At 48.5% G+C, this 19,651-nt stretch carries 19 protein-coding genes; 14 read left to right on the top strand and 5 right to left on the bottom strand.

Annotated features, from left to right (window positions below; translation table 11 throughout):
• The first annotated feature begins 220 nt into the window (after positions 1–220).
• Complete coding sequence (locus M3202_RS16055; protein ID WP_251224315.1) at positions 221–3,781, top strand: LamG-like jellyroll fold domain-containing protein; 3,561 nt, start codon at positions 221–223, stop codon at positions 3,779–3,781.
• 124 nt (positions 3,782–3,905) lie between these two features.
• Here M3202_RS16055 and M3202_RS16050 read toward each other — a convergent pair whose 3' ends face one another.
• Positions 3,906–4,358 carry a hypothetical protein gene (locus tag M3202_RS16050; RefSeq protein ID WP_251224314.1) on the bottom strand — a complete coding sequence of 151 codons (453 nt, stop codon included), beginning with the start codon at positions 4,356–4,358 and terminating at the stop codon, positions 3,906–3,908.
• Positions 4,359–4,504: 146 nt separating this feature from the next.
• Between M3202_RS16050 and M3202_RS16045 the strand changes: the two genes are divergently transcribed.
• Genes M3202_RS16045 through M3202_RS16020 form a run of 6 tightly spaced genes read left to right on the top strand, consistent with a single transcriptional unit; the run spans position 4,505 to position 8,976 of the window.
• Positions 4,505–4,858: a DUF1360 domain-containing protein gene (locus M3202_RS16045; protein WP_251224313.1), complete on the top strand. Its 354-nt coding sequence runs from the start codon at positions 4,505–4,507 to the stop codon at positions 4,856–4,858.
• A 15-nt stretch (positions 4,859–4,873) separates the two neighbouring features.
• Entirely contained in the window at positions 4,874–5,587 is a 714-nt protein-coding gene (locus M3202_RS16040; RefSeq protein ID WP_251224312.1) for a sugar phosphate nucleotidyltransferase, read from the top strand.
• An 11-nt stretch (positions 5,588–5,598) separates the two neighbouring features.
• Complete coding sequence (rfbB, locus tag M3202_RS16035; protein WP_251224311.1) at positions 5,599–6,564, top strand: dTDP-glucose 4,6-dehydratase; 966 nt, start codon at positions 5,599–5,601, stop codon at positions 6,562–6,564.
• Positions 6,561–7,415 (top strand): dTDP-4-dehydrorhamnose reductase, encoded by an 855-nt coding sequence (rfbD, locus tag M3202_RS16030; protein WP_251224310.1) that lies wholly within the window; start codon positions 6,561–6,563, stop codon positions 7,413–7,415. The genes rfbB and rfbD overlap by 4 nt, the downstream gene beginning before the upstream one ends.
• Positions 7,412–7,867 (top strand): dTDP-4-dehydrorhamnose 3,5-epimerase family protein, encoded by a 456-nt coding sequence (locus M3202_RS16025; protein ID WP_251224309.1) that lies wholly within the window; start codon positions 7,412–7,414, stop codon positions 7,865–7,867. Before rfbD ends, M3202_RS16025 begins: the two co-directional genes overlap by 4 nt.
• On the top strand, positions 7,864–8,976 hold the full coding sequence (locus tag M3202_RS16020; RefSeq protein WP_251224308.1) for a glycosyltransferase: 1,113 nt from the start codon (positions 7,864–7,866) through the stop codon (positions 8,974–8,976). The genes M3202_RS16025 and M3202_RS16020 overlap by 4 nt, the downstream gene beginning before the upstream one ends.
• Before the next feature lie 61 nt (positions 8,977–9,037).
• Here M3202_RS16020 and M3202_RS16015 read toward each other — a convergent pair whose 3' ends face one another.
• The 3 genes from M3202_RS16015 to M3202_RS16005 form a co-directional block, all read right to left on the bottom strand.
• The gene (locus M3202_RS16015; RefSeq protein WP_251224307.1) at positions 9,038–10,006 is read right to left on the bottom strand and encodes a CgeB family protein; all 969 of its coding nucleotides are present in this window, start codon (positions 10,004–10,006) and stop codon (positions 9,038–9,040) included.
• Positions 10,003–10,689, bottom strand: coding sequence for a hypothetical protein (locus tag M3202_RS16010; RefSeq protein ID WP_251224306.1), 687 nt, complete (start codon positions 10,687–10,689; stop codon positions 10,003–10,005). The genes M3202_RS16015 and M3202_RS16010 overlap by 4 nt, the downstream gene beginning before the upstream one ends.
• Before the next feature lie 225 nt (positions 10,690–10,914).
• Positions 10,915–11,583 (bottom strand): BMQ_0737 family morphogenetic spore coat protein, encoded by a 669-nt coding sequence (locus tag M3202_RS16005; protein ID WP_251224305.1) that lies wholly within the window; start codon positions 11,581–11,583, stop codon positions 10,915–10,917.
• Between the two features lie 225 nt (positions 11,584–11,808).
• Here M3202_RS16005 and M3202_RS22400 point away from each other — a divergent pair, with 225 nt between their 5' ends.
• The 5 genes from M3202_RS22400 to M3202_RS15985 all read left to right on the top strand — a co-directional run bounded on the left by M3202_RS22400 (position 11,809) and on the right by M3202_RS15985 (position 16,345).
• Positions 11,809–11,940 carry a hypothetical protein gene (locus M3202_RS22400; protein WP_285890544.1) on the top strand — a complete coding sequence of 44 codons (132 nt, stop codon included), beginning with the start codon at positions 11,809–11,811 and terminating at the stop codon, positions 11,938–11,940.
• Between the two features lie 273 nt (positions 11,941–12,213).
• Positions 12,214–13,332: a DegT/DnrJ/EryC1/StrS family aminotransferase gene (locus tag M3202_RS16000; protein WP_251224304.1), complete on the top strand. Its 1,119-nt coding sequence runs from the start codon at positions 12,214–12,216 to the stop codon at positions 13,330–13,332.
• Complete coding sequence (locus tag M3202_RS15995) at positions 13,329–14,414, top strand: Gfo/Idh/MocA family protein (protein WP_251224303.1); 1,086 nt, start codon at positions 13,329–13,331, stop codon at positions 14,412–14,414. Before M3202_RS16000 ends, M3202_RS15995 begins: the two co-directional genes overlap by 4 nt.
• The gene (locus M3202_RS15990; protein ID WP_251224302.1) at positions 14,404–15,348 is read left to right on the top strand and encodes an NAD-dependent epimerase/dehydratase family protein; all 945 of its coding nucleotides are present in this window, start codon (positions 14,404–14,406) and stop codon (positions 15,346–15,348) included. The genes M3202_RS15995 and M3202_RS15990 overlap by 11 nt, the downstream gene beginning before the upstream one ends.
• A 7-nt stretch (positions 15,349–15,355) precedes the next feature.
• Positions 15,356–16,345 (top strand): glycosyltransferase family 4 protein, encoded by a 990-nt coding sequence (locus M3202_RS15985; RefSeq protein ID WP_251224301.1) that lies wholly within the window; start codon positions 15,356–15,358, stop codon positions 16,343–16,345.
• A gap of 144 nt (positions 16,346–16,489) precedes the next feature.
• On the opposite strand, the gene M3202_RS15980 is transcribed toward M3202_RS15985, so the two are convergent.
• Complete coding sequence (locus M3202_RS15980) at positions 16,490–17,488, bottom strand: DUF4855 domain-containing protein (RefSeq protein WP_251194588.1); 999 nt, start codon at positions 17,486–17,488, stop codon at positions 16,490–16,492.
• 147 nt (positions 17,489–17,635) lie between these two features.
• Here M3202_RS15980 and M3202_RS15975 point away from each other — a divergent pair, with 147 nt between their 5' ends.
• Both M3202_RS15975 and M3202_RS15970 read left to right on the top strand, forming a co-directional pair.
• Positions 17,636–18,619, top strand: coding sequence for a glycosyltransferase family protein (locus M3202_RS15975; protein WP_251224300.1), 984 nt, complete (start codon positions 17,636–17,638; stop codon positions 18,617–18,619).
• A gap of 15 nt (positions 18,620–18,634) precedes the next feature.
• On the top strand, positions 18,635–19,651 hold the full coding sequence (locus M3202_RS15970) for a glycosyltransferase (RefSeq protein WP_251224299.1): 1,017 nt from the start codon (positions 18,635–18,637) through the stop codon (positions 19,649–19,651).

Genomic DNA, 19,651 nt, shown 5'->3' with positions numbered 1-19,651 from the left:
AGCAATAATGGCGCGGCATACTCGACAGATTGCCGGCGAAAGTCGAGGAAGTTCAGCTATATTTGCATCTCCAATCGACAGAATTGAATGAACATTGAATTTGCTTTGACCTACTGCGCAGAGGAGAAAGCCGCTTTTTTTCTCCTGTCACAACGCGCAGCAAGCTGACAGACCCTGTTGCACATAGATAGCAGATTCTAAAAAAGGAGAGGAACAAAGCATGTTCAAAAAAAGGTGGATCGTGACGTGGATGGTGTTAGTAACGTTAATTGTGCAAAGCTTCAGCCTGACTACCGTCTTAGCCGAAGAATCAGAAAGTTTGAAAGGGCTGGTGTTTGACCCGAACAGGCAAAACTCTGTAGAACTTGAGCAACCGTTGGAAAATGTCCCGGCAACGTTTGAGATGATCGCGAAATTTGAGCCAGACCGGAATGAACGCCAAATATTGTTTGGTAATTATTCCGCTGCTTCCAATCCATCCTTTAGCATCGAACTTTGGTCTGACAACACATTACGTTATTACGAGGTATCCAATGAAACAAGAAACATGCGGACGGATGCCGTTGTTCCGACTGACGAATGGGTTCACCTCGCTTGGATCCGGGATGCAGAGAAGGACACAGTGACTTTCATTTTGAACGGCAAAATTGTGCATGAAGCGTTTGCCACGGATTTACCTGCACAGTTTGATTTGAATCATCTTCACAGCATCGGCACGGATCCAAGGAATGGCCTGCATATGAGCGCTGAGGTTAAAGAAGTACGCTTGTGGAGCGAGGTGCGTACTCTTGATGAGCTAACAGAGAATAGAGATACTGAGCTTCAGGGCGGTGAAGCGGGCTTGATGCACCTCTGGGAGCTGGATAAAGTAGACCTGACCGAGGAACAGCCTATCGTTCATGACAAAGCGGGCAATATCAACGGTGTGGCGAAAGGATATGAGGCGCCATATCAAGGCGAGTTTACAGGAACCGGTATTGATTTTGCCGATGGACGTACGGACTTGGCTACAGACATCATGGAGGAAGGGCCTCGAACGGTTGAGGCATGGCTGAACGTACCAGTCAATACGCCGGGCAGCCAACGAGTCGGTGTTATTCTCGGAAACTACTGGGGCGGTTCTTACGATGATATCCCGGAATTTAGCTTCGAAGTTTACAACAACAGTACGCCGAGACTTTATTGGAAAGGCATTAAGGACAATACCTTGAACTATATTGCCAACGGTGTCAGCATCAATCGGGGCGATTGGGTTCATGTCGCGATAGTGCTGGATGACGAAGAGAACACAGCAACGACTTATATTAACGGTAAGCAGGAGCATACAGCAGCGCTTCGTGATGATGAAGAGATGCCGGAGTTGCTGCCGTCCAAAGCAGGTACTCTCGGTCTGAAGATCGGCTCTGACTACCGGTATGAAGACGACGGGACACCTACAATGGCGTTCGGAGGGGAAATCGCCGATGTTCGCGTCTGGTCAACGGTGCGGACGGCAGAAGAGATCCAGCAGAATTACAATACGTTTTTGACTGGAAATGAGGACGGACTAATCGGCAACTGGAAGCTGGATGAGAGGGTTGACGACCTCTATCCGGACAACTCGGCGCAGCAAAATGATGCGATTGTTTTTGATCCAGGGGCTTTTACGTGGCAGCCGGCAGATTTTCCTGATGGCGACTACAGAATCGCCGTTCTTCCGGATACACAATATATGGCGCGTCAGTTTCCTGAGGGGATGAGAAACTATTTTGCCTGGATGAGAGATAATGCGGAAGAGCTGAATATCGATTTGGCGATCAGCGTTGGCGATATTGTCGATACCCCAAACAGCATAACGGAATGGGAGGTTGCTGCTGAATCCTACTCTTATCTGGATGGTGTCATTCCTTATGTTTTGGCGACGGGCAATCATGACGTCGTTCGGAACGGGTTGAATCGGGATTACACAAATTTCAATAATCATTTCCCTTACAGCAAATATTCAGAAGAGCCGACCTTTGGCGGGGCGATGGTAGAAGGCAAGATGGAGAACACCTATCATTTCTACGAGCTTGGCGACGTGGAATATATGGTTATTTCACTTGAATTCGCGCCAACTGCCGAAGTGTTGGAGTGGGCCAACGAAGTCGTGGCGGAGAATCCGGACAAGCGAGTCATTGTAACAACACATACGTATATGTACCATAACGGAGAGTTTATTAGCACGGATCATCATCACTCTAACAGGCACTATTTTAGTGATGCCATGGACGGCCCTGAAATCTGGGAAGAGTTCGTCAGCAAGCATGACAATATCGTGCTCGCTCTGTCCGGCCATATTGGTTATCCCGATATCGTCGTAAGAGAAGACATCGGCGTGAATGGCAATGTTGTGCAGAATGTGCTGGCGGACTCCCAATACATGGAACCTAGAGATCTTGGCATGATCATGATGATGACGTTCAAGGAAGGCAGCAATGACGTGGAGGTCAATTGGTACTCGGTCAAATATGACCTTTTCTATCGTGAGAGAAACCAGTTTACGATGCCGTTGAATCTTTATGATAATCCTACACCGCCAAAGGATGAAGATGAAGATAAGGATAAGGACCAAGACCAAGGTGGAGGTTCTGGTGGTGGAAGTGGAGGCGGTGGATCATCACGTCCAGGTGGTGGAGGATCAACCCCACCGCCAGCTGATCAGGAGCCTGGTGACGGATCAGAGCCAGGGAATGAGGAAGAGAACGATTTTGGAGTAGAGGTAGGGTTTGACCAGAATGAAGTGGACGAGGTGACAGTAGAACGTGAAGGAGAAGCTGTCGCGATCAAGGTAGAAGCTTCACCGGAGACGGAAAATATTAACGTCAGTTTGGACAATAACTCTGTCAATCAAATCGTTCAGGACGGTCATTCAGTCGTCGTTCAAACTCCACTTGGCGACATGACGATTGATGCGGAGACGATCGCTCAGCTTGCGGGGCGCGATCTAAGCATTGAAATTGGACAAGGTGCACAGGTCAATGGCCAGCCGGTGAGAACGGTGAAGCTGCTGTCGGACGGTGAGGAAGTAGCTGATTTTACCGGTAAAGTGACGGTGTCGGTTCCTTATGAGCAGGAAGCCGCTAACGGCCTTGTTGTTTACAAAGTGACGGATGAAGGTCGAGTGATCGTGCCGCTATCGAGAGTTGTGGACGGACAAATCGTGTTCATCGCCGATGGCTCAGGGACGTTCACGGTCGGAAACAATGAGAAATCCTTCACGGACACGCCTGGACATTGGTCGGATGAGCACGTCAACTTTGTGACGGCAAGGGAAATGTTCGTAGGTGTATCGGAGAATGAATTCGCGCCAAACGGTTCGATGACGAGAGGAATGCTTGCGACCGTACTTGGCCGACTGCTTGGCGTAGAAGAAAGTAATGCAGGATCTGGCGGATTCACCGATGTGAATGCGGAGGCTTATTATGCACCGTATATTGCTTACGCCAGCGAGCATGGCATCGTCAATGGAACCGGCAACGGTCAGTTCGCCCCGAATCGCGAAGTGACGCGCGAGGAGATGGCGACAATGGTCGTACGCTTTATGGAGCATGCCCGGATTCAAGCTGGAACACAAAATAGCTACGAAGGATTTGAAGACGATGCACAGATAGCTGCCTGGGCGGCGGATGCGATTCAGCTCTTGCAGGAAGCCGACATTCTTGACGGCAAGCCGGGAAATGTCTTCGATCCTAAGGGAGATGTGACACGCGCGGAAGTGGCGAAAGTGATGCAGCTTATGCTGGAGGCTTATGTATACTAATGGTGATACAACTGAATAAGGTTTAGAAAATGAAATCTCCATTGTCCCATCTTTTAGATGAGCAATGGAGATTTTTTGTTCATTTTGTAAACAAGCAGGCTATCACTGCTTCTGTGCTGCAGCTTTATCCTTGCTGCTGACCTGAACCGAACGTTTGCTGGAATAACCATGGCCAAAAGCCGCCGCCTTGCCCGCCGCCAGGATGATGTCCGCCACCTTGGCCTCCACCAGGAGGCCATCCGCCTCCCTGGCCTCCGCCAGGGTGCCATCCACCGCCTCCACCTGGTGGTATGCCCGGTCTTGGCGGGATCGGGCCGTAGTAAGGAGCGATGCCGACGAGATCGACATGGCTGACCTGCAGGAACTGCGGCTGATAGTAAGGGGGCTGATACAAAAACATCGAAACCATCCCATTTTGCCGGTTGAAATCAGTAATGTAGGCAACGACCTGACCATAGCCGGAAATGGAAGTCGTAATCCACTGGTTGACGTAATTGCCGACGACATTCGGAGGGAGGAACTGGACAGACGGTTGCTGGCGCATCGGCTGATGAGGGTAAGGATAATGCTCATTCATCTCAATCTACTCCTTTTCCTTTTTCATGCTAGTAGCCTATGTACAAAGAAAAAAAAGGTGTTTGTCTAGCCGGGAAAAGTGGATTGATACAAGCAGCTTTTTGCATAACGTAATAGTAACGCCGGTAAAAAGAGGAAGTGGGCGCAATGAGCCTGACGCCATTTGAGTTTTTGATTCTTGCTTTAGCGGTTTTTCGCCTCACTCATTTGCTCGTCTTTGATACGATTTGTGAATTCATCCGCAAACCGTTTCAGACCCTCGTTGAAGAAAAACAGGAAAACGGGGAAACGGTGACGTTTATCGAACCTAAAGGGAGAGGCATCCAGCGCTTTATTGGCATGCTTTTAAGCTGCTATTGGTGTATGGGGGTCTGGTGTGCTCTATTTTTATATGCAGGGGTAACGCTCTATCCTGTTGTTTTTCACCCGGTCCTCGTCATCCTCGCGCTGGCAGCACTGGCAGCGATGTTGGAAGCGTGGGTTAAATCAGTCGGTGAATAACTAAGGGGTGATGATATGAAGGGGATTATTTTAGCAGGAGGAAGGGGGAAAAGGCTCTATCCGTTAACAAAGTCCGTCAATAAACATTTACTCCATGTTCACGGTAAGCCGATGATCCATTGGGCGCTTGTGAAAATGAAAGAAGCCGAAGTAACAGAAGCCGCCATTGTCATTAATTGCGGGGAAAGAGCGATGTTCACTGAAGCACTCCAGCCGTTTGAACATCTCTACCCTGTTTATCAGTTTATTGAGCAGTCCGCTCCAAATGGGATTGCCGCCGCCCTGGCACTCACTGAGGATTTTGCGAACGGAGAGAAGTTCGTCGTACTGCTTGGTGATAATTTATTTGAAGACGATTTAACCGATTATCTCGCCGTCTATCTACAATCGGATCAACCTGCGCAAATTTTGCTTTCGCCGACAGTCACTCCAAAGCAATTTGCGATTGCGACATTTTCAGCAGAAAATGAGCTCGTCTCTCTGCAGGAAAAGCCTGATTTAAAAGGAAAGCAATGGGCGGTGACGGGAATTTACTGTTTTGATGCGACTGTTTTTCGTCATATTGATGCCATTGCACCCTCTGCACGAAATGAGCTGGAAATTACCGATGTTCTCATTCGTTACCTCAAAAAAGGAGAACTGGAATGGCGCAGGCTGAAAGGGTGGTGGATTGATGCCGGAACGCATCAATCCTATCAGCTGGCAAATGAGTGGTTAGGTGGTTATTAAGGGGGATAAGCATGCGACGATCAATCCTTATTACAGGCGGAGCAGGATTTATCGGTTTGAATCTTGTTTATTACCTGCTGGAAATGAATGACGGGGACGTGACGATCTTTGATTCACTTACGTATGCGGCGAATCGCAGGGAGTTGGAGAAGCTGAAAGAGGAGCCGCGGGTTCAGTTCATTGAAGGGGATGTGACAAAGCAAGCGGAGGTGGAGCAGCTTTTTCAGAGGTCCTATGATGTCGTTGTTCATCTGGCGGCGGAAACCCATGTTGACCGGAGCATCGCGAAGGCGAAACCGTTTTTGGATACGAATATGATCGGGACGTATCATCTGCTTGAGCAAGTGAGGCAGGGACGGTGCGGATTGCTGCTTCATATGTCGACAGATGAAGTTTACGGTTCGCTCGAATCGACGACGGAGCCGCTAACGGAAGAGGCGCTTCTCCGACCGGGCAATCCGTATGCCGCCAGTAAAGCAGGAGCCGACCTTTTGATCCATTCGTACGTCCAGACCTTTTCCCTCCCGGTCATTATTATGCGTGCCGCCAACAATTACGGGCGCTATCAGCATGCTGAAAAGCTGATTCCGAAAGTGATTGTGCATGCGTTGGAAAATAAAACGATTCCGCTTTACGGTGATGGCGCGCACCGCAGACAATGGCTGCATGTTCGGGATCATTGCATGGCGATTGTCAATATTATGAAAAAAGGAGTACCAGGCGACATCTATCACATTGGCGGTACGCGTGAATATACAAATCTTGAAACAGTGAAACGTATTTTGCATCTGCTCGGTAAAAACGAAAAGCTGATCTCATTTGTCGAGGATCGGAAGGGTCATGACAGACGGTATGCGCTATCCTCGGAAAAGCTCAAAAAGCAGCTCGGCTGGCAGCCTGTCACGTCGTTTGAACAAGGACTTGAGGATACGGCTTTATGGTACCGGAATCAATGGAGAAAAGGGGCGTTTCGATGAAGGTGCTCATTACGGGGGGGATGGGGCAGCTGGGGAGAGCCTTTTATCAGCGGCTGAAGAACAAAGCGGATGTCGTAGTCTGTGGAAAAGAGCAGCTTGACGTGACGAGAGAAGCAGAGGTGCGCGCCGTGCTGGAAAAAGTACAGCCGACTCTCGTCATTCATTGCGCCGCGCTGACGGACGTTGATCAATGTGAGCGCGAGCCGGAACGCGCCTTTCGCATTAACAGTCATGGCTCTTTTCATGTCGCCCGCTCCGCCGCCCAGGTAAAGGCTGATGTAATTTCCATCAGCAGCGATTATGTCTTTTCCGCTTATTCCTCAACGCCGTATGAACCGGACAGTCCCCCCTCTCCGCTATCTGTTTATGGAGCGAGCAAATGGATTGGCGAGCAGCTGACGTTGCAGGCCCATCCGCGCGCCTTGATTGTCCGCACCGCCTGGCTATATGGCGGTCATGAAAACGACTTTATCGAAAAAATTGTAGCGCGGGCCGCTTTGCAGCGCACTATCTCGGTCGTCGATGATCAAATCGGCTCCCCTACCTATGTTGAGGATGTAGTTAGCTATTGTTTGCGTTTATTCGAAGGCGGCGCGCGTGGCCGTGTGTTTCATGTGACGAATAGAGGGAGCTGCAGCCGCTATGAAATGGCGAAGGTGATCATGGAATCGTTGCAGCTGGATCAGATTACGGTCGAGCCGGTCAAAACTGTTAGGCAGCCCGGAGTCGCCGTTCGTCCACCGCGCACCATCTTAGGGTTGGATCAGTTGCCGGCTGCCGGACTGCCGGAGCCGGCTCATTGGAAGCCGACGCTTATTCGCTATTTGCAGGAAAGGAGGCAAAGACGATGATTACCGGAGTGAAGCTGAAGCAGATTACGAAGCATTGTGATGATCGCGGTTTTTTCGCGGAGCTTGTCCGCAATGATGAAGACCTGCTGTCACAATTCGGACAATGGTCGCTTTCAAAATCGTATCCCGGGGTGATCAAAGCGTTTCATTATCATAAAGAGCAGGATGATGTTTGGTTTTTTGTGGCGGGAAATGCCGAGGTTGTGCTCTATGATTTGCGGGAGGAATCGCCGACGAACGGGGAAACGCAGGTGTGCTATATGGGAGAGGACAATCCGCTCATTTTGACGATTCCCGCCGGAGTGGCTCACGGCTACCGGGTGCTCGGTGAAACTCCGGTCGTCATGATGTATTTGACGACGAAGGCGTATCAGGTGGAGCGGCCTGATGAATATCGTCTTGCCTATGATGATCCTCTCATTTCATTTGATTGGGAGACGAAGCATCGATGAAGGCAAAGCGGGTGCTCGTCCTGACCCATCATGGCGGCGGCGGGGTGAGGCTGTTTCGTCAGCAGTGGGCAGTCGAACATAATGCCGAGCTACTCATCCTTTTTGTCCGCGAGCAAAGACTGATTCTCTGTGAAGCGGAGACTGAAAGCGAGTGGCCGCTGACAGCGCTGGACAGCCCCGCCTTTGTCCAACAACTAACATCGACTCCACTCGATGCCGTGATGATTGACCACGTTTGGGGATTTCCGCTTGAGCGGCTGCTTTCATTTTTGGAGCTTTTTCCGGTGCCATATGACATCCACATTCACGATTATCTCGCCGCCTGCCCCCAGCTTTTCTTTATTACGCCAAAAGGACACTATTGCGGACAGGAGAAAGAGGTACGAATATGCCGCCACTGCAGCAGGACAGGAATCGGACGGCGGCTGATGGAGGAGATGGTCGGGCGCGCGGGTTCAATTGAAGAATGGAGGCGATGGCAGCTTGAGCTTTTGCAAAAAGCACGGCGCATCATCGTTCCCAGTCAGTCAGCAAAGCAAGTGATGCAAGGCTATTTTCCCGAGTTGGATTATGTCGTTCAGCCCCATCCTGTTTATCGTCAGCCGCCGCCAAATGGAGAATCGAAACGATCACGGGAGCTGCGGATCGGGATTGCCGGCCATATGGCGGTCCATAAAGGCTCGAAGCAGGTGCTGGAGCTGATCGGCAAGCTCGATCGGCGAAAATTGCCGGTAAAGCTGTTTCTCTATGGCAACGCCGATCATCTCTTGGCGAAGAAAGCAAGTCCCGTTTTTATTCAGCGCGGGGAATTTCAACGTGACCAGCTGCCGGCCCTCCTTGCTGCCGATCAAATCGACCTCGTCCTGATCCCATCAATCTGTCCAGAAACGTTCTCTTATACGACCCGCGAAGCGTTAAATAGCGGCTATCCAGTGCTCTGCTTTGAACTCGGTGCCCAGGCCGAAGCCGTCCAGGAAACGGACGGAGGCTGGACCGTTGCCCCGTTCCACGCCGAAGCGCTCTATCAGAAAATAGCGGAGCTTCTCAGTCAGCCGGATGAGGTGCGCCTGGCGGCAAGGCGATTGCAAAAAAAGCGGTCGGCCCGGTGACAGCTGAAAAAAGGGCTTGTCAAAAGGTTGTGTTTCTACCTTTTGACACAGTCCTCCTCGTTCATGCGGGAAAATAGCTTAGCAGTTTGGCGAGGCGATTCTCAAACGTATGATGGCGGGTGACGGCAAGGTAGCTCTTGTTGGCGGCCTGCTCGGCGTCGGTGGGATTGGCGAGCAGCTGCTTAATCTTATCCGGCAATTCCTCTTTTGTTCGGAAGGACGGGATTTCATCGACGGAAAAAAAATCATGAAGCTCAGTACGGTATTCCGTGAGCTGGAGAGCGCGACAGCTGGCGATTTCAAATGTACGATTGTTCAGGCTCGTGCCTTTGACTCCGGTTGAATTATCATTTGCCGGATCGCTGTCCGAGCGGTATGTGTTCAGGACGATCCGGCTGCTTGTGTAAAATAGAGCAACGTCTTGCGGAGTAACCCATCTTGAGACGACGTTGACATGCGAAGGCAAGGAAATATCCTTCCATTCGCCGACGACCGTGATTGGAAGGGGAAGATGGTCTGCAAGAAAACGAATTAAGTCGACCCGCGCCTGATAAGGGTAGCCGACGAGGCAAATGGAGGAGGCCAGCTCATCAAGCTGTTTTCCTCGTTTGTACACATCCGGATTCGTCGCCAAAGGGAGAAAGGCTGTATCAGTGAAGCCGAGCTTCCGGTAGTAGCTCAGCGCCTGGCGGTCAATCGTAAAGGCTTTTTTGGCATAGGGCAAAACCTGCAAGGATCGGTCGATCATATAAGGATCCTCCGTCAGCCAGACAGCAAGGGGGATCTCGTTTTTCTGAAGCCATTCAAAAAAACGGACATCCAGCTGGTAGCCGAGCAGCGTCAGGACGAGATCCGGCTTTTCCTGCCGGCATGATTCAATGAGTGCTTCGGTGTTCAGCGGATGGGCCGGTGCGAGGCTGCTGCTGAGGGCAAGGTTGTGAAGCGCGGAAACGATCGAGTCTTCAAAATACCGATACACCTTGCCATAGCCTGAGCGCAGCACCAGCACATGCCTGTTGGCGGTCATCATGTGAGCGCAACGCTGATCTGGTTCAGAGCAGCCTGCCCTTCAGGAATTTCAGCTCCGTAAATAAAGCCTTTTACCGACATGTTTTTGTATTCGGTTGTCAGAGGGAGCGCGATTTCGAAATCGGAAAAACGAACCGTTTCCCCGCTGTCGATTTGCTGTAGGTGAAGCGGTCTCAGCCAGATTTCGCCACTGTCTTTCATCTTTTTATGGCTGTGCCCTTCAAGGTACTGCCATTCCCCGTAGAGCTGTTCATCCTCGACGATGAATTCATCGAGCTGCCGCTTCCGCGGATGGGTGATTTTACCTGAAATATTGGCAAGAGAAGGCTGACTGAAAGCAAGGCAAATGACAGGGCTTGATAACGGCTCCATTCCATGATTTTTAATCAGGAAGCTTCCTTTAATGATAACAGGTTCCTCATTATGCTCGACCCGCGAAGGAACAAGCAATGAATAAATAAAGTAGCAGGAAAACGGTTCTGCTCCTTCCGGTAGCGCCTGCCCGGGCTGATCCTCCTGCAGCTGTTCTTCTAATGAAGCAATCATCGCCGCCTGGTCAGCAATCTTTTTTTGATGCTTCTCAATAACACGGTAATATTTCTTCAGCTCAGAGCGATAATGAATTAATTTTTGTTGCAGCTGTATCGTGGAATCATCTTTTTTCGTTGATAATCGTGAATCCATAATGCTCCTCCTCTCATCCAGCTTATAAATATGTATGAAGGCAAGCGGTGAAGAAGAATCAAAAAATAAGAGGATGTCTCAAAAGGGGGTTATTTCCTTTTGAAACATCCTCGAAGAGGGCTTCATCGCGCACTGTCTCTCAGCCGGAAGCGATCTGTTTCCAGCTGAGTTTCTCATGTTGCAGTGGCTCCACCTGCTGTTTCGGAGAGTCTGTCAGGCTTTTCTTTAGTGCTTTCCTGGAAAGACGAGCGGGCATTGTGGAGGGAATTTGTCTGTTTTGCAGATGACGTCGGCTACAGGAAGCTCTTTGCGCGGTTTGCAGTAAGCAGCTTCCACTTCCAATTTGACGTCAGCAATCACATGAACATCTAAGCAGAAGGTTAAGGAAATATCCAGCTGATCGAATGTTCCTGTGCAGACAATTTCAGAGTCGCACTCGCCGTGAGAAATAAATGATTCAACGACTGTTCCTTCCGGAGCGCATAAATAGAATGTTTGGATTGTCGCGAACTCAATTGGATCAGACGTACAAATCACATTGCCGTTTTGGTCTAAAATATCAACTTCAAGCAATCCTTTCGCTAATACTTTGACCTTTTCAAGAGTAATGTCATTCCCGTCACCTAATGACACTTCAACTTCACTGCGGCCACCGGATTGGAACACTTCCTGAGTGAAAAGGGAGTCCTCCAGCACGCGGCATTGGCTGCTGAAATTAGGGAAGTTTGCTAGGAATGTACATAAATCAACAGCTGGCGTTGGAGTTTGTGTGCAAGAGAACAAGTTAGACAGCTCCGGTTCGCGAAAACTGATAGTCGGTAAGTCAATCTGACGAGTCACCCAGTCAAAAACTTTAGGCACTCTAATGCAGACACTGTGTTTCTTAAGACTCATTTCTATACCTCCTAAAAAATTTATTTACCTGTTCATGAAGCTCAATTAGGTGAGTGTGAAGTAGGTAATCGGACTACTGTATAGTATGAAGCCCTGCCGAAATTGTGCAACGACACGGAAATGTTTCAAAAAAAGGACAGCAAATCAATGGAAGCCGAACTTCACACAGGCAAGGAGGAGGCTGCTGCATATAGTAGTAGAAGAACGATTCAGGAGGGATCATTTATGAAAAAAACATTTCGCATGCAACCAGCTCCAAAGCCGACATTTCGCTCCCCTAAGCCGAAACCAAAACCGAAAGCAGCAATCGAAAAAAAATCAACGGGCTGCTGTGGAAAAAAACGGATTCAGCCATAACGGGGCTCAGGGGTGTCCTAAAAGGAGATCGTTTTCCTTTTATGACATCCCGCTCTTTTATGAAAGACAGTAAGGAAAAATCGTTTGGGAGCAATCGGGAAAGGGCGTCAGCTTCCCCCCTCGTAACGGCCCCTTCCCTTCCTTCTAAAAAAATCCCGCTGTGTGGTTTTTCATTTGCGGGCGATTGATCTAAAAAAGAGCCGTGACTTCATTCAAGGCTTACACATATATGTAAGGCAGAATGAATTTTGAACAAAGTTTGGAGTGAAGAGCATGATACCTCTTATTCAATTGGATAGACAGTTTCAATCGATTAAAAAGGAAATAATGAACGCTTTTGAACGCGTTGTCGATAGTGGCCACTATATTTTAGGAAATGAAGGAGCAGCATTGGAGCAGGAATTAGCCCATTTTTTAGGAGTGGCCCATCCGGTGGCTGTCGCGAACGGGACGGATGCTCTTGTCTTAGCGTTACGAGCGTTGGAGATCGGGCCGGGCGATGAGGTCATTACGACCCCTTTTACGTTCTTTGCCACGGCCGAAGCAATTGCCCGGGTTGGCGCGACACCTGTTTTTTCTGATATTGAAGCCGGCACTTATAATCTCGATCCCGCTTTATTGGAGGAAAAAATCACCTCAAAAACGAAAGCGATTATCCCCGTTCACCTGTTTGGCAAGCCCTGCGCGATGAAAGAAATCAACGAGATCGCCAAACGCCATCAGCTCTATGTGATCGAGGATGCCTGTCAGGCTTTTGGGGCTGATATTGGAGGAAAGCGTGTCGGAACATTTGGCGACATCGGCTGTTTCTCCTTTTTCCCGACGAAAAACCTCGGAACGCTTGGTGATGGGGGACTCGTCGTAACCGCTGATGAGACCCTCGCCAAACGAATCCGCAAATTACGTCATCACGGCAGCACCGCAAAATATTATCATGATGAAATTGGCTATAACAGCCGTCTTGATGAAATTCATGCCGCGATTTTGCGGGTGGCCTTGAAGAAAATCGATCTCTGGAATGAGCAGCGCCGGAAAAAAGCGGCGGTGTACGCCAAAGCGTTTCAACATTCAACGGTCGGTGTTCCTATGGAAGAAAAAGAACAGACGCATATTTATCATCTCTATAATATAGAAGTCGAGCATCAGGCAGAGCTGAGCGAGACGTTGGCGCAGCAGCAAATTGCCAGCGGCGTGTATTATCCGTTACCCCTCCATTTACAGGATGTTTTTGCCGGTCTCGGTTATAAGAAAGGCGACTTTCCGGTTGCCGAGCAAACATCTGAACGCCTTTTGGCGATCCCGATGCATCCGTTTCTCACCTCTTCCGAACAAGAAAAGGTCATTGCCGCAATCCTCGCCTTCGAGCAACGCAAAGGAGGGAGCCGGATATGAAACGTGGAATCGGCCTGATTGGCTGCGGGAGAATGACGCAAAAGCATATTGAAACGATTGGCAAACTGACAGATGCCTATATCGCGGCGATCAGCGATATTTCAATGGAGAGAATGAAGGCAGTTCATGAAGAGCTGCTCGCGCAAAACCGTGTAACGACACGGTTTGCGATGTATCAAAACTATCAGGAGCTTCTTGCCGATCCTAATGTGGACCTCGTTGTGATTGCGACAACGTCCGGCACCCACAGTGCGATCGCGAAAGATTGCTTGCTGGCGAAAAAGCATACGATTGTGGAGAAGCCGCTGGCCCTGTCACTTGATGAATCACGAGAGCTCAATCAATTAGCGAAAAAAGTAGAAAAAAGCTTGTTCGTTTGTCATCAAATGCGTCATCGCCCCATATTGTTTACGATAAAGGAGCTAATTGACCGCGGAGCGTTGGGCCGTCTTCATCTTGCTGTCGTGATGATGGAAATTCAGCGTTCCGACTCGTATTATCAGGCAGCAAAATGGAGGGGAACATGGGATCAGGATGGTGGGATGCTCGTTAATCAAGGAATCCATTTAGTCGATTTAATGCTTTGGTATATGGGAGAAGCGAAGGAAATTTACGGTGATCTCCATAAAGTCAATCAGCGGAAGGAAACGGAAGATATCGCCCTTGGCATGGTGAAGTTTTCCAATGGCGGACGGGGACTCATCCAGGCCAATACGGTTACGCAGCCAGCTAATCTCGGCTATTCTATTCGGCTATTCGGTGAAAAAGGGACGATTGTCGTCAGCGGGAAGAACTTTGATCACCTCGAACGATTTGAAGTAACAGGGCAGGAACCCTTGACCGGACAGCTTGATCAGCTTTTGGAGGATCGGAGCGAGCAGCTACGCATGTACAACCATATTCTTGCCGAGTTAGCAGGAAAGCGGGATCAGCTGACGGTAAGTGGGACAGAGGCAGAAAACGCGCTGGAGCTTATCTTCGCCCTTTATGAATCAAGTCGGCAAAAGCGCCCCGTATCACTTCCTCTTCATACGTTTGCCACCAAAAATATGAAGGAAGGGGAGGCAGATCATGAAAAATAAGCATGTGCTTGTGACTGGAGGAGCCGGCTTCATCGGTTCGCAACTAGTCAAACGACTCATGCCGTTGGCGAAAAAGATTACGGTGATTGATGATTTAACGACAGGCAATCGGCAGGCTGTTCCCGTGGCTGACCATGTGACGTTTGTCGAAGCAAGCATCACGGATGCAGATGCGGTAACGCCGCATTTAGCCGACGTGGACATTTTGTTTCACGTTGCCTGTCGCAATCTTGTCCATTCCGTGGAAAACATGGAACAGGATTTAGAAGTCAATTTGTTAGGCTGCTACTCCCTGCTCGATCTCGCCCACAAGCATTGCCAGCATTTACAGCGTTTCGTTTACACCTCTACAGCGTCCGTCTACGGGGATGCCGACGTTTTGCCGACGGTGGAACAGTATCACAAAATTGCGATGCCTTACGCCGCGAGTAAGTTTTCGGCTGAGCATTATTGCCACGTTTTTCATCAGCTTTATCAGTTTCCTATGACGATCTTGCGGCTTTCCAACGTATACGGACCTGGTCAGCTGGCCTCCAACCCTTATTGCGGTGTTGTCGCCAAGTTTTTTGATGCGATCATGGCTAACGAACCGTTAACGATTTACGGAGATGGTACGCAAACGCGCGATTTTACTTATATTGAGGATGCGCTAGACGCTCTCTTACTTGCCGCTTCCCGTGATAACGCTGTTGGGGAGGTTTTTAATGTCGGTACGATGAAAGAGACGTCGATTCAGGACCTTGCCAGGAGCGTGATTGAAGAAGCAGGCTATGATGCGGAGACGTATCCAATTATTTACGCCCCAAAACGGAAAGTAGATACGATCCAGCGAAGGGTAGTGGCAATTGATCATATTCAGAATACGATCGGCTGGCAGCCTTTGTACTCATTAAAACAGGGCATCGCTCAAACATTTCATTGGGTAAAGGAGTAGAGAGCAGGTGAGAATTTTTCAAGGTATAAACGAAATTGCCGGACAAATGGGAATCTTTGCAGGTGATTTAACGAAGATGGGGCATCATGTCCGCTGCTACAATACCTTTCACTCTTATTTAGGCTATGAGGAAAATCTTTTGAACTTGGAAAAGGAAGACCTGGCCAAAAAAGTGGAAGACATTTTGACAGACTATGATATTTACCACTTTCATTATGCGGAGACATTGGTCGACGATTTCAGTGATCTGGCTCAATTGAAAAAGCATCGCAAAAAGGCGGTGATGCATCATTGGGGAAATGATGTCAGGTTTCATGAGCAGGCCAGAGAGCGGAATAAATATGTTTACACCGGCGATTCTCCCGAAAATGAAGTGATGGATAAGAAGCTGACCGCTATTTCAGCGATCGTCAAAGACGCGATCGTTCAGGATTATGAGGTTTACGATTATATTAAGGATTATTATGAGCGCGTTCACGTCCTGCCAATCGCCGTAAACCTCGATCACATCCCATACGTGGAAGAGGCTGAAAATAAAGTACCTCTATTGATTCATGCGCCAACCAATCCTTTATTTAAAGGGACGGCCCATTTTGAAAAAGCAATTGAGCAGCTGAAAGAACGCTATGAATTTAATTATGTGAGGATTGAGCAGCTGAATCATGAAAAGGCGCTTCAGATGTATCAGAAGGCGGACATTATTCTCGATCAAATTCTCTGCGGCTCGTATGGACTCTTTTCGGTGGAAGCGATGGCGATGGGGAAGCCGGTCGTAACGTATGTCAGGGATGACCTGCTGCCAACCTTCCCGGAAATTCCGCCGATCGTCAACGCCAACCCTGATACGCTTTATGACAAAATTGAATTGCTGATTAAGTACCCTGAAGTCCGCAAAGCATACGGAAAGCAGGGTCGAAGGTACGTGGAAGCCTATCATAGCAGCGCGGTTGTGACAAAGCAATTGGAGGAAATTTATAAGCAGCTGCCGACTTTATAGGAGGTAGCTCAAAAGGCTGATTTGCCCTTTTGAGATGCGTTAAAGCGAAGTCGATCAATCATAAAAGGAGGCGGCGGTTCCGTGCTGCACAAATAAAGCAGGAAAGCAAACCCGCTTTCCTGCTTTATTTTTAAACCGTTGTTCTTAATAGCTTCGTCCGGGATAGCTTTGCTCGACGTAGAGCTTTTTCATGAACAGGTAAATTTGTTGATAATCAGCATTGCGATCTCTGGCGAATTCCTGAATGCTCATGTCATGGAAGTTAAACACGAGCACACAATCATCGATGTAATTGTTTCGATGAGGAAGTCCGAGATTGAGAAAATCATAGAGATGATACTGGTTGAAGGTAATCCCCTTGCCGACATTGATCTGGAGGCCTGCTTGATAAAACTTCGCGAAATTTGAAGAATGATTAATCCAATCGTGTGTGATCGGTGTGTTGCCGTAATAGTTTGTGTTGATGGCGGTTAAATCAAAATTCATCGATTCGCCCTTCCACGGGTTCGTGACACCGAAGCCGCCGTAATTTGGCAGCCACATCGTCTTGTAGCCAAGCGTGTGAATGTACTGATTAATGTTCGTGATTGGCGATTCATCTTCGGGTATCAGCGATTCTCTTAACCAATAAAAGCCTTTGAGATTCAGCTTCGTGAAGCCTTGCTGGTTCCATGTTGCCAAGAAGGTCGTAATCCACCATTTGAGCGCCTCTTCCCGGTCGGCCTGATTGGCAAAGGATAATGATTTTCCATTGACCACTCCAAAGTTTGTTTGACTGATAATCGGATAAGGAAGACCGATCCAAATATCAAGAGGACGGACCGCCAGCTCTTCAAGCGCTTTTAAATTGTATTGATCCGAAAACAACAATGCCATATATGTCTGCCAGTCCTGGATCGTTGGAAGCTCGCCAAAGCCTGTATATAAAGGGTGAAGGTATTTATTGGCACCTGTTTTAATCGGAGTCAAAACAAATCCGGTAAAATAGGAATCTCCCGTATCCACCCCGTTCAATACATATTTGACAGCCGGGAGCAAGGCTTCCTTGGACCAGACAAGAGGGGATGTGGCATCAAACCCCCCGATTGGGAGAACGGCAATATGCTGGTTAAAGCCTGTTGTTTTACTACTAAGAAAATTCATCAAATCCCACCTTTCGTCAATGTACCCTATAGCATATGTTGAAGAAAGAATAAATTGATAAGTTGGCATCTAAAATTTTCATAGATGGTTAACGGATTTTATCATTTGTGAATATGAATATATGACTGAATTCAAGGAGGAATACACATGCGGATTGTGCATGCACCTACAGAAATAGCAGGTCAAATGGGAGTTTTATGCGATGAATTGAAGCGAAGAGGACATGAAGTAAATGGATATAATTGGTTTCATACCTACATTAATTATAAGAACTCAGTCGTTCATACCGATGCCTACGAGCTTGCACGTCATATGGTTCCACTGGCGAAAAACAGTGACGTCTTTCATTTTCATAACGGCAATACGTTTTCGGTCGAAGGGCTCGAGCTTCCGGCATTAAAGCTGCAAAACAAAAAAATGGTGATGCATCATTGGGGGAATGATGTCAGAACGGATCAGGCTGTGAAAAGGCTAAATCCATACGCGTTACCAAAAAGCTATTACTCGGACGAAGAGATTGATCGGCGGTTAAAACGGCTGTCGACTTACATTGACACCGCCATCGTTCAAGATTATGAAATGGTTCCTTATGTTAAGGATTACTACAAAAACGTCCACGTTGTCCCTCTGGCCTGTAAGGTCGATTCCTTCGTGCCGAGGTATCCGCGTGTTGATCAGACGAATCCGCTCATCGTTCATGCTCCGACGAGCCGGGAATTTAAAGGGACTGTTTATGTTCAGGCGGGCATTGAACAGCTTAAAGGCAGACAGCTGCCGTTTCGCTATCAGCCTGTTGAAAATATGAGCCATGAGCAGGCGTTGGCTACTTATGGCGAGGCGGATATAATCATTGATCAAGTATTGTGTGGAACGTACGGGATGCTTAGCGTGGAAGCAATGGCGCTAGGAAAAGTCGTCGTCGCCTATATTCGTGACGATGTGAGAGCCCAGCTGCCGAGCAATTTTCCAATTGTCAGCACGGCGCCGGAGAAGGTCGCCGATACATTAGAAGAGCTGCTTAGAAATCCGCAATTACGGTATGAAATCGGGCAGAAAAGCCGTCGATTTGTGGAAGAGTTTCATGATGTTCGGGTAATAGCAGAAATTCTTGAAAAAATCTATCTGAAATAAGGACGGTGAGATGTTATGCTTCGTGTTTGCCATGCGCCGATGGAAATAGCCGGGCAGGTCGAGCTTATTTGCGACCACTTAAAAAAAGAAGGAGTTCATGCCACCGGTTATAATTTTTTTCATTCTTTCCTCGATTACAAAGGAACATATATGACCGATGCTTTTGAATTGCAGAAGCTTGTCAACGTTGCACTCGATCATTTTGATCTGTTCCATTTTCACAATAGCCATACATTCCTTGAAGATTTTCGCGATTTGCAATGGATTAAGGACAAGGGAAAGAAAAGCATTATGCACCACCGCGGGAATGATGTTCGTTCCCGGGCGCTTGCGGTGAAGGGGGATTCCTACGAAAATCCTTACGCGTACGCCGAATCCTCGTTTCCGGAAGATGCGATCCAATCGAATTTAGAAACCTTTTCAAAGCTGGTTGACGCGGCGATTGTCCAAGATTATGAGCTTTATAAATATGTCTATCCGTATTACAGCAAAGAAAATAAGCCGGTCTATGTTCTGCCACGACTCTGTCCGATCGGCCAGTACGAAGTCGCCGTCGAGCAGGAGGTGAAAGCAAAACCGCTTGTCGTTCACGCGCCAACAGACCGGGATTTTAAAGGCACCGCCTATATCGAGGCAAGCGTCAAGCGGCTCCAGAGCCAGCTTCCATTTGAATTTAAGCTGGTCGAGAAGCTAAGCCACGAGAAGGCGCTTGAGCTGTATAAAGAGGCGGATATCGTCATCGATCAAGTGCTATGTGGCGCTTACGGCAACCTGAGTATCGAAGCGATGGCGATGGGGAAGCCGGTCATCTGCTATTTGCGCCCGGATTTAGTCCCGACGTTTCCGCCGGGGCTGCCGATTCAGTCGGCGAATCCTGATAATCTTGATGCCGTTTTAGCCGATTTGCTCGGAAATCCGGCGAAGCGGCAAGAGCTTGGCCGCCAGGGAAGAGCCTTTGTCGAAGCGAACCACGATTCCGTAAAGGTTATTAAGCAAGTGCTGCAAATTTACCAAAATTTGATTTCTGGATAG

Origin of the sequence: Halalkalibacter oceani, from assembly GCF_023715605.1 — a bacterium.
Taxonomy (GTDB): domain Bacteria; phylum Bacillota; class Bacilli; order Bacillales; family Bacillaceae_D; genus Halalkalibacter; species Halalkalibacter oceani.
The sequence above is the reverse complement of the archived record's forward strand: the minus strand, read 5'-3'. Positions and strand labels throughout refer to the sequence as shown.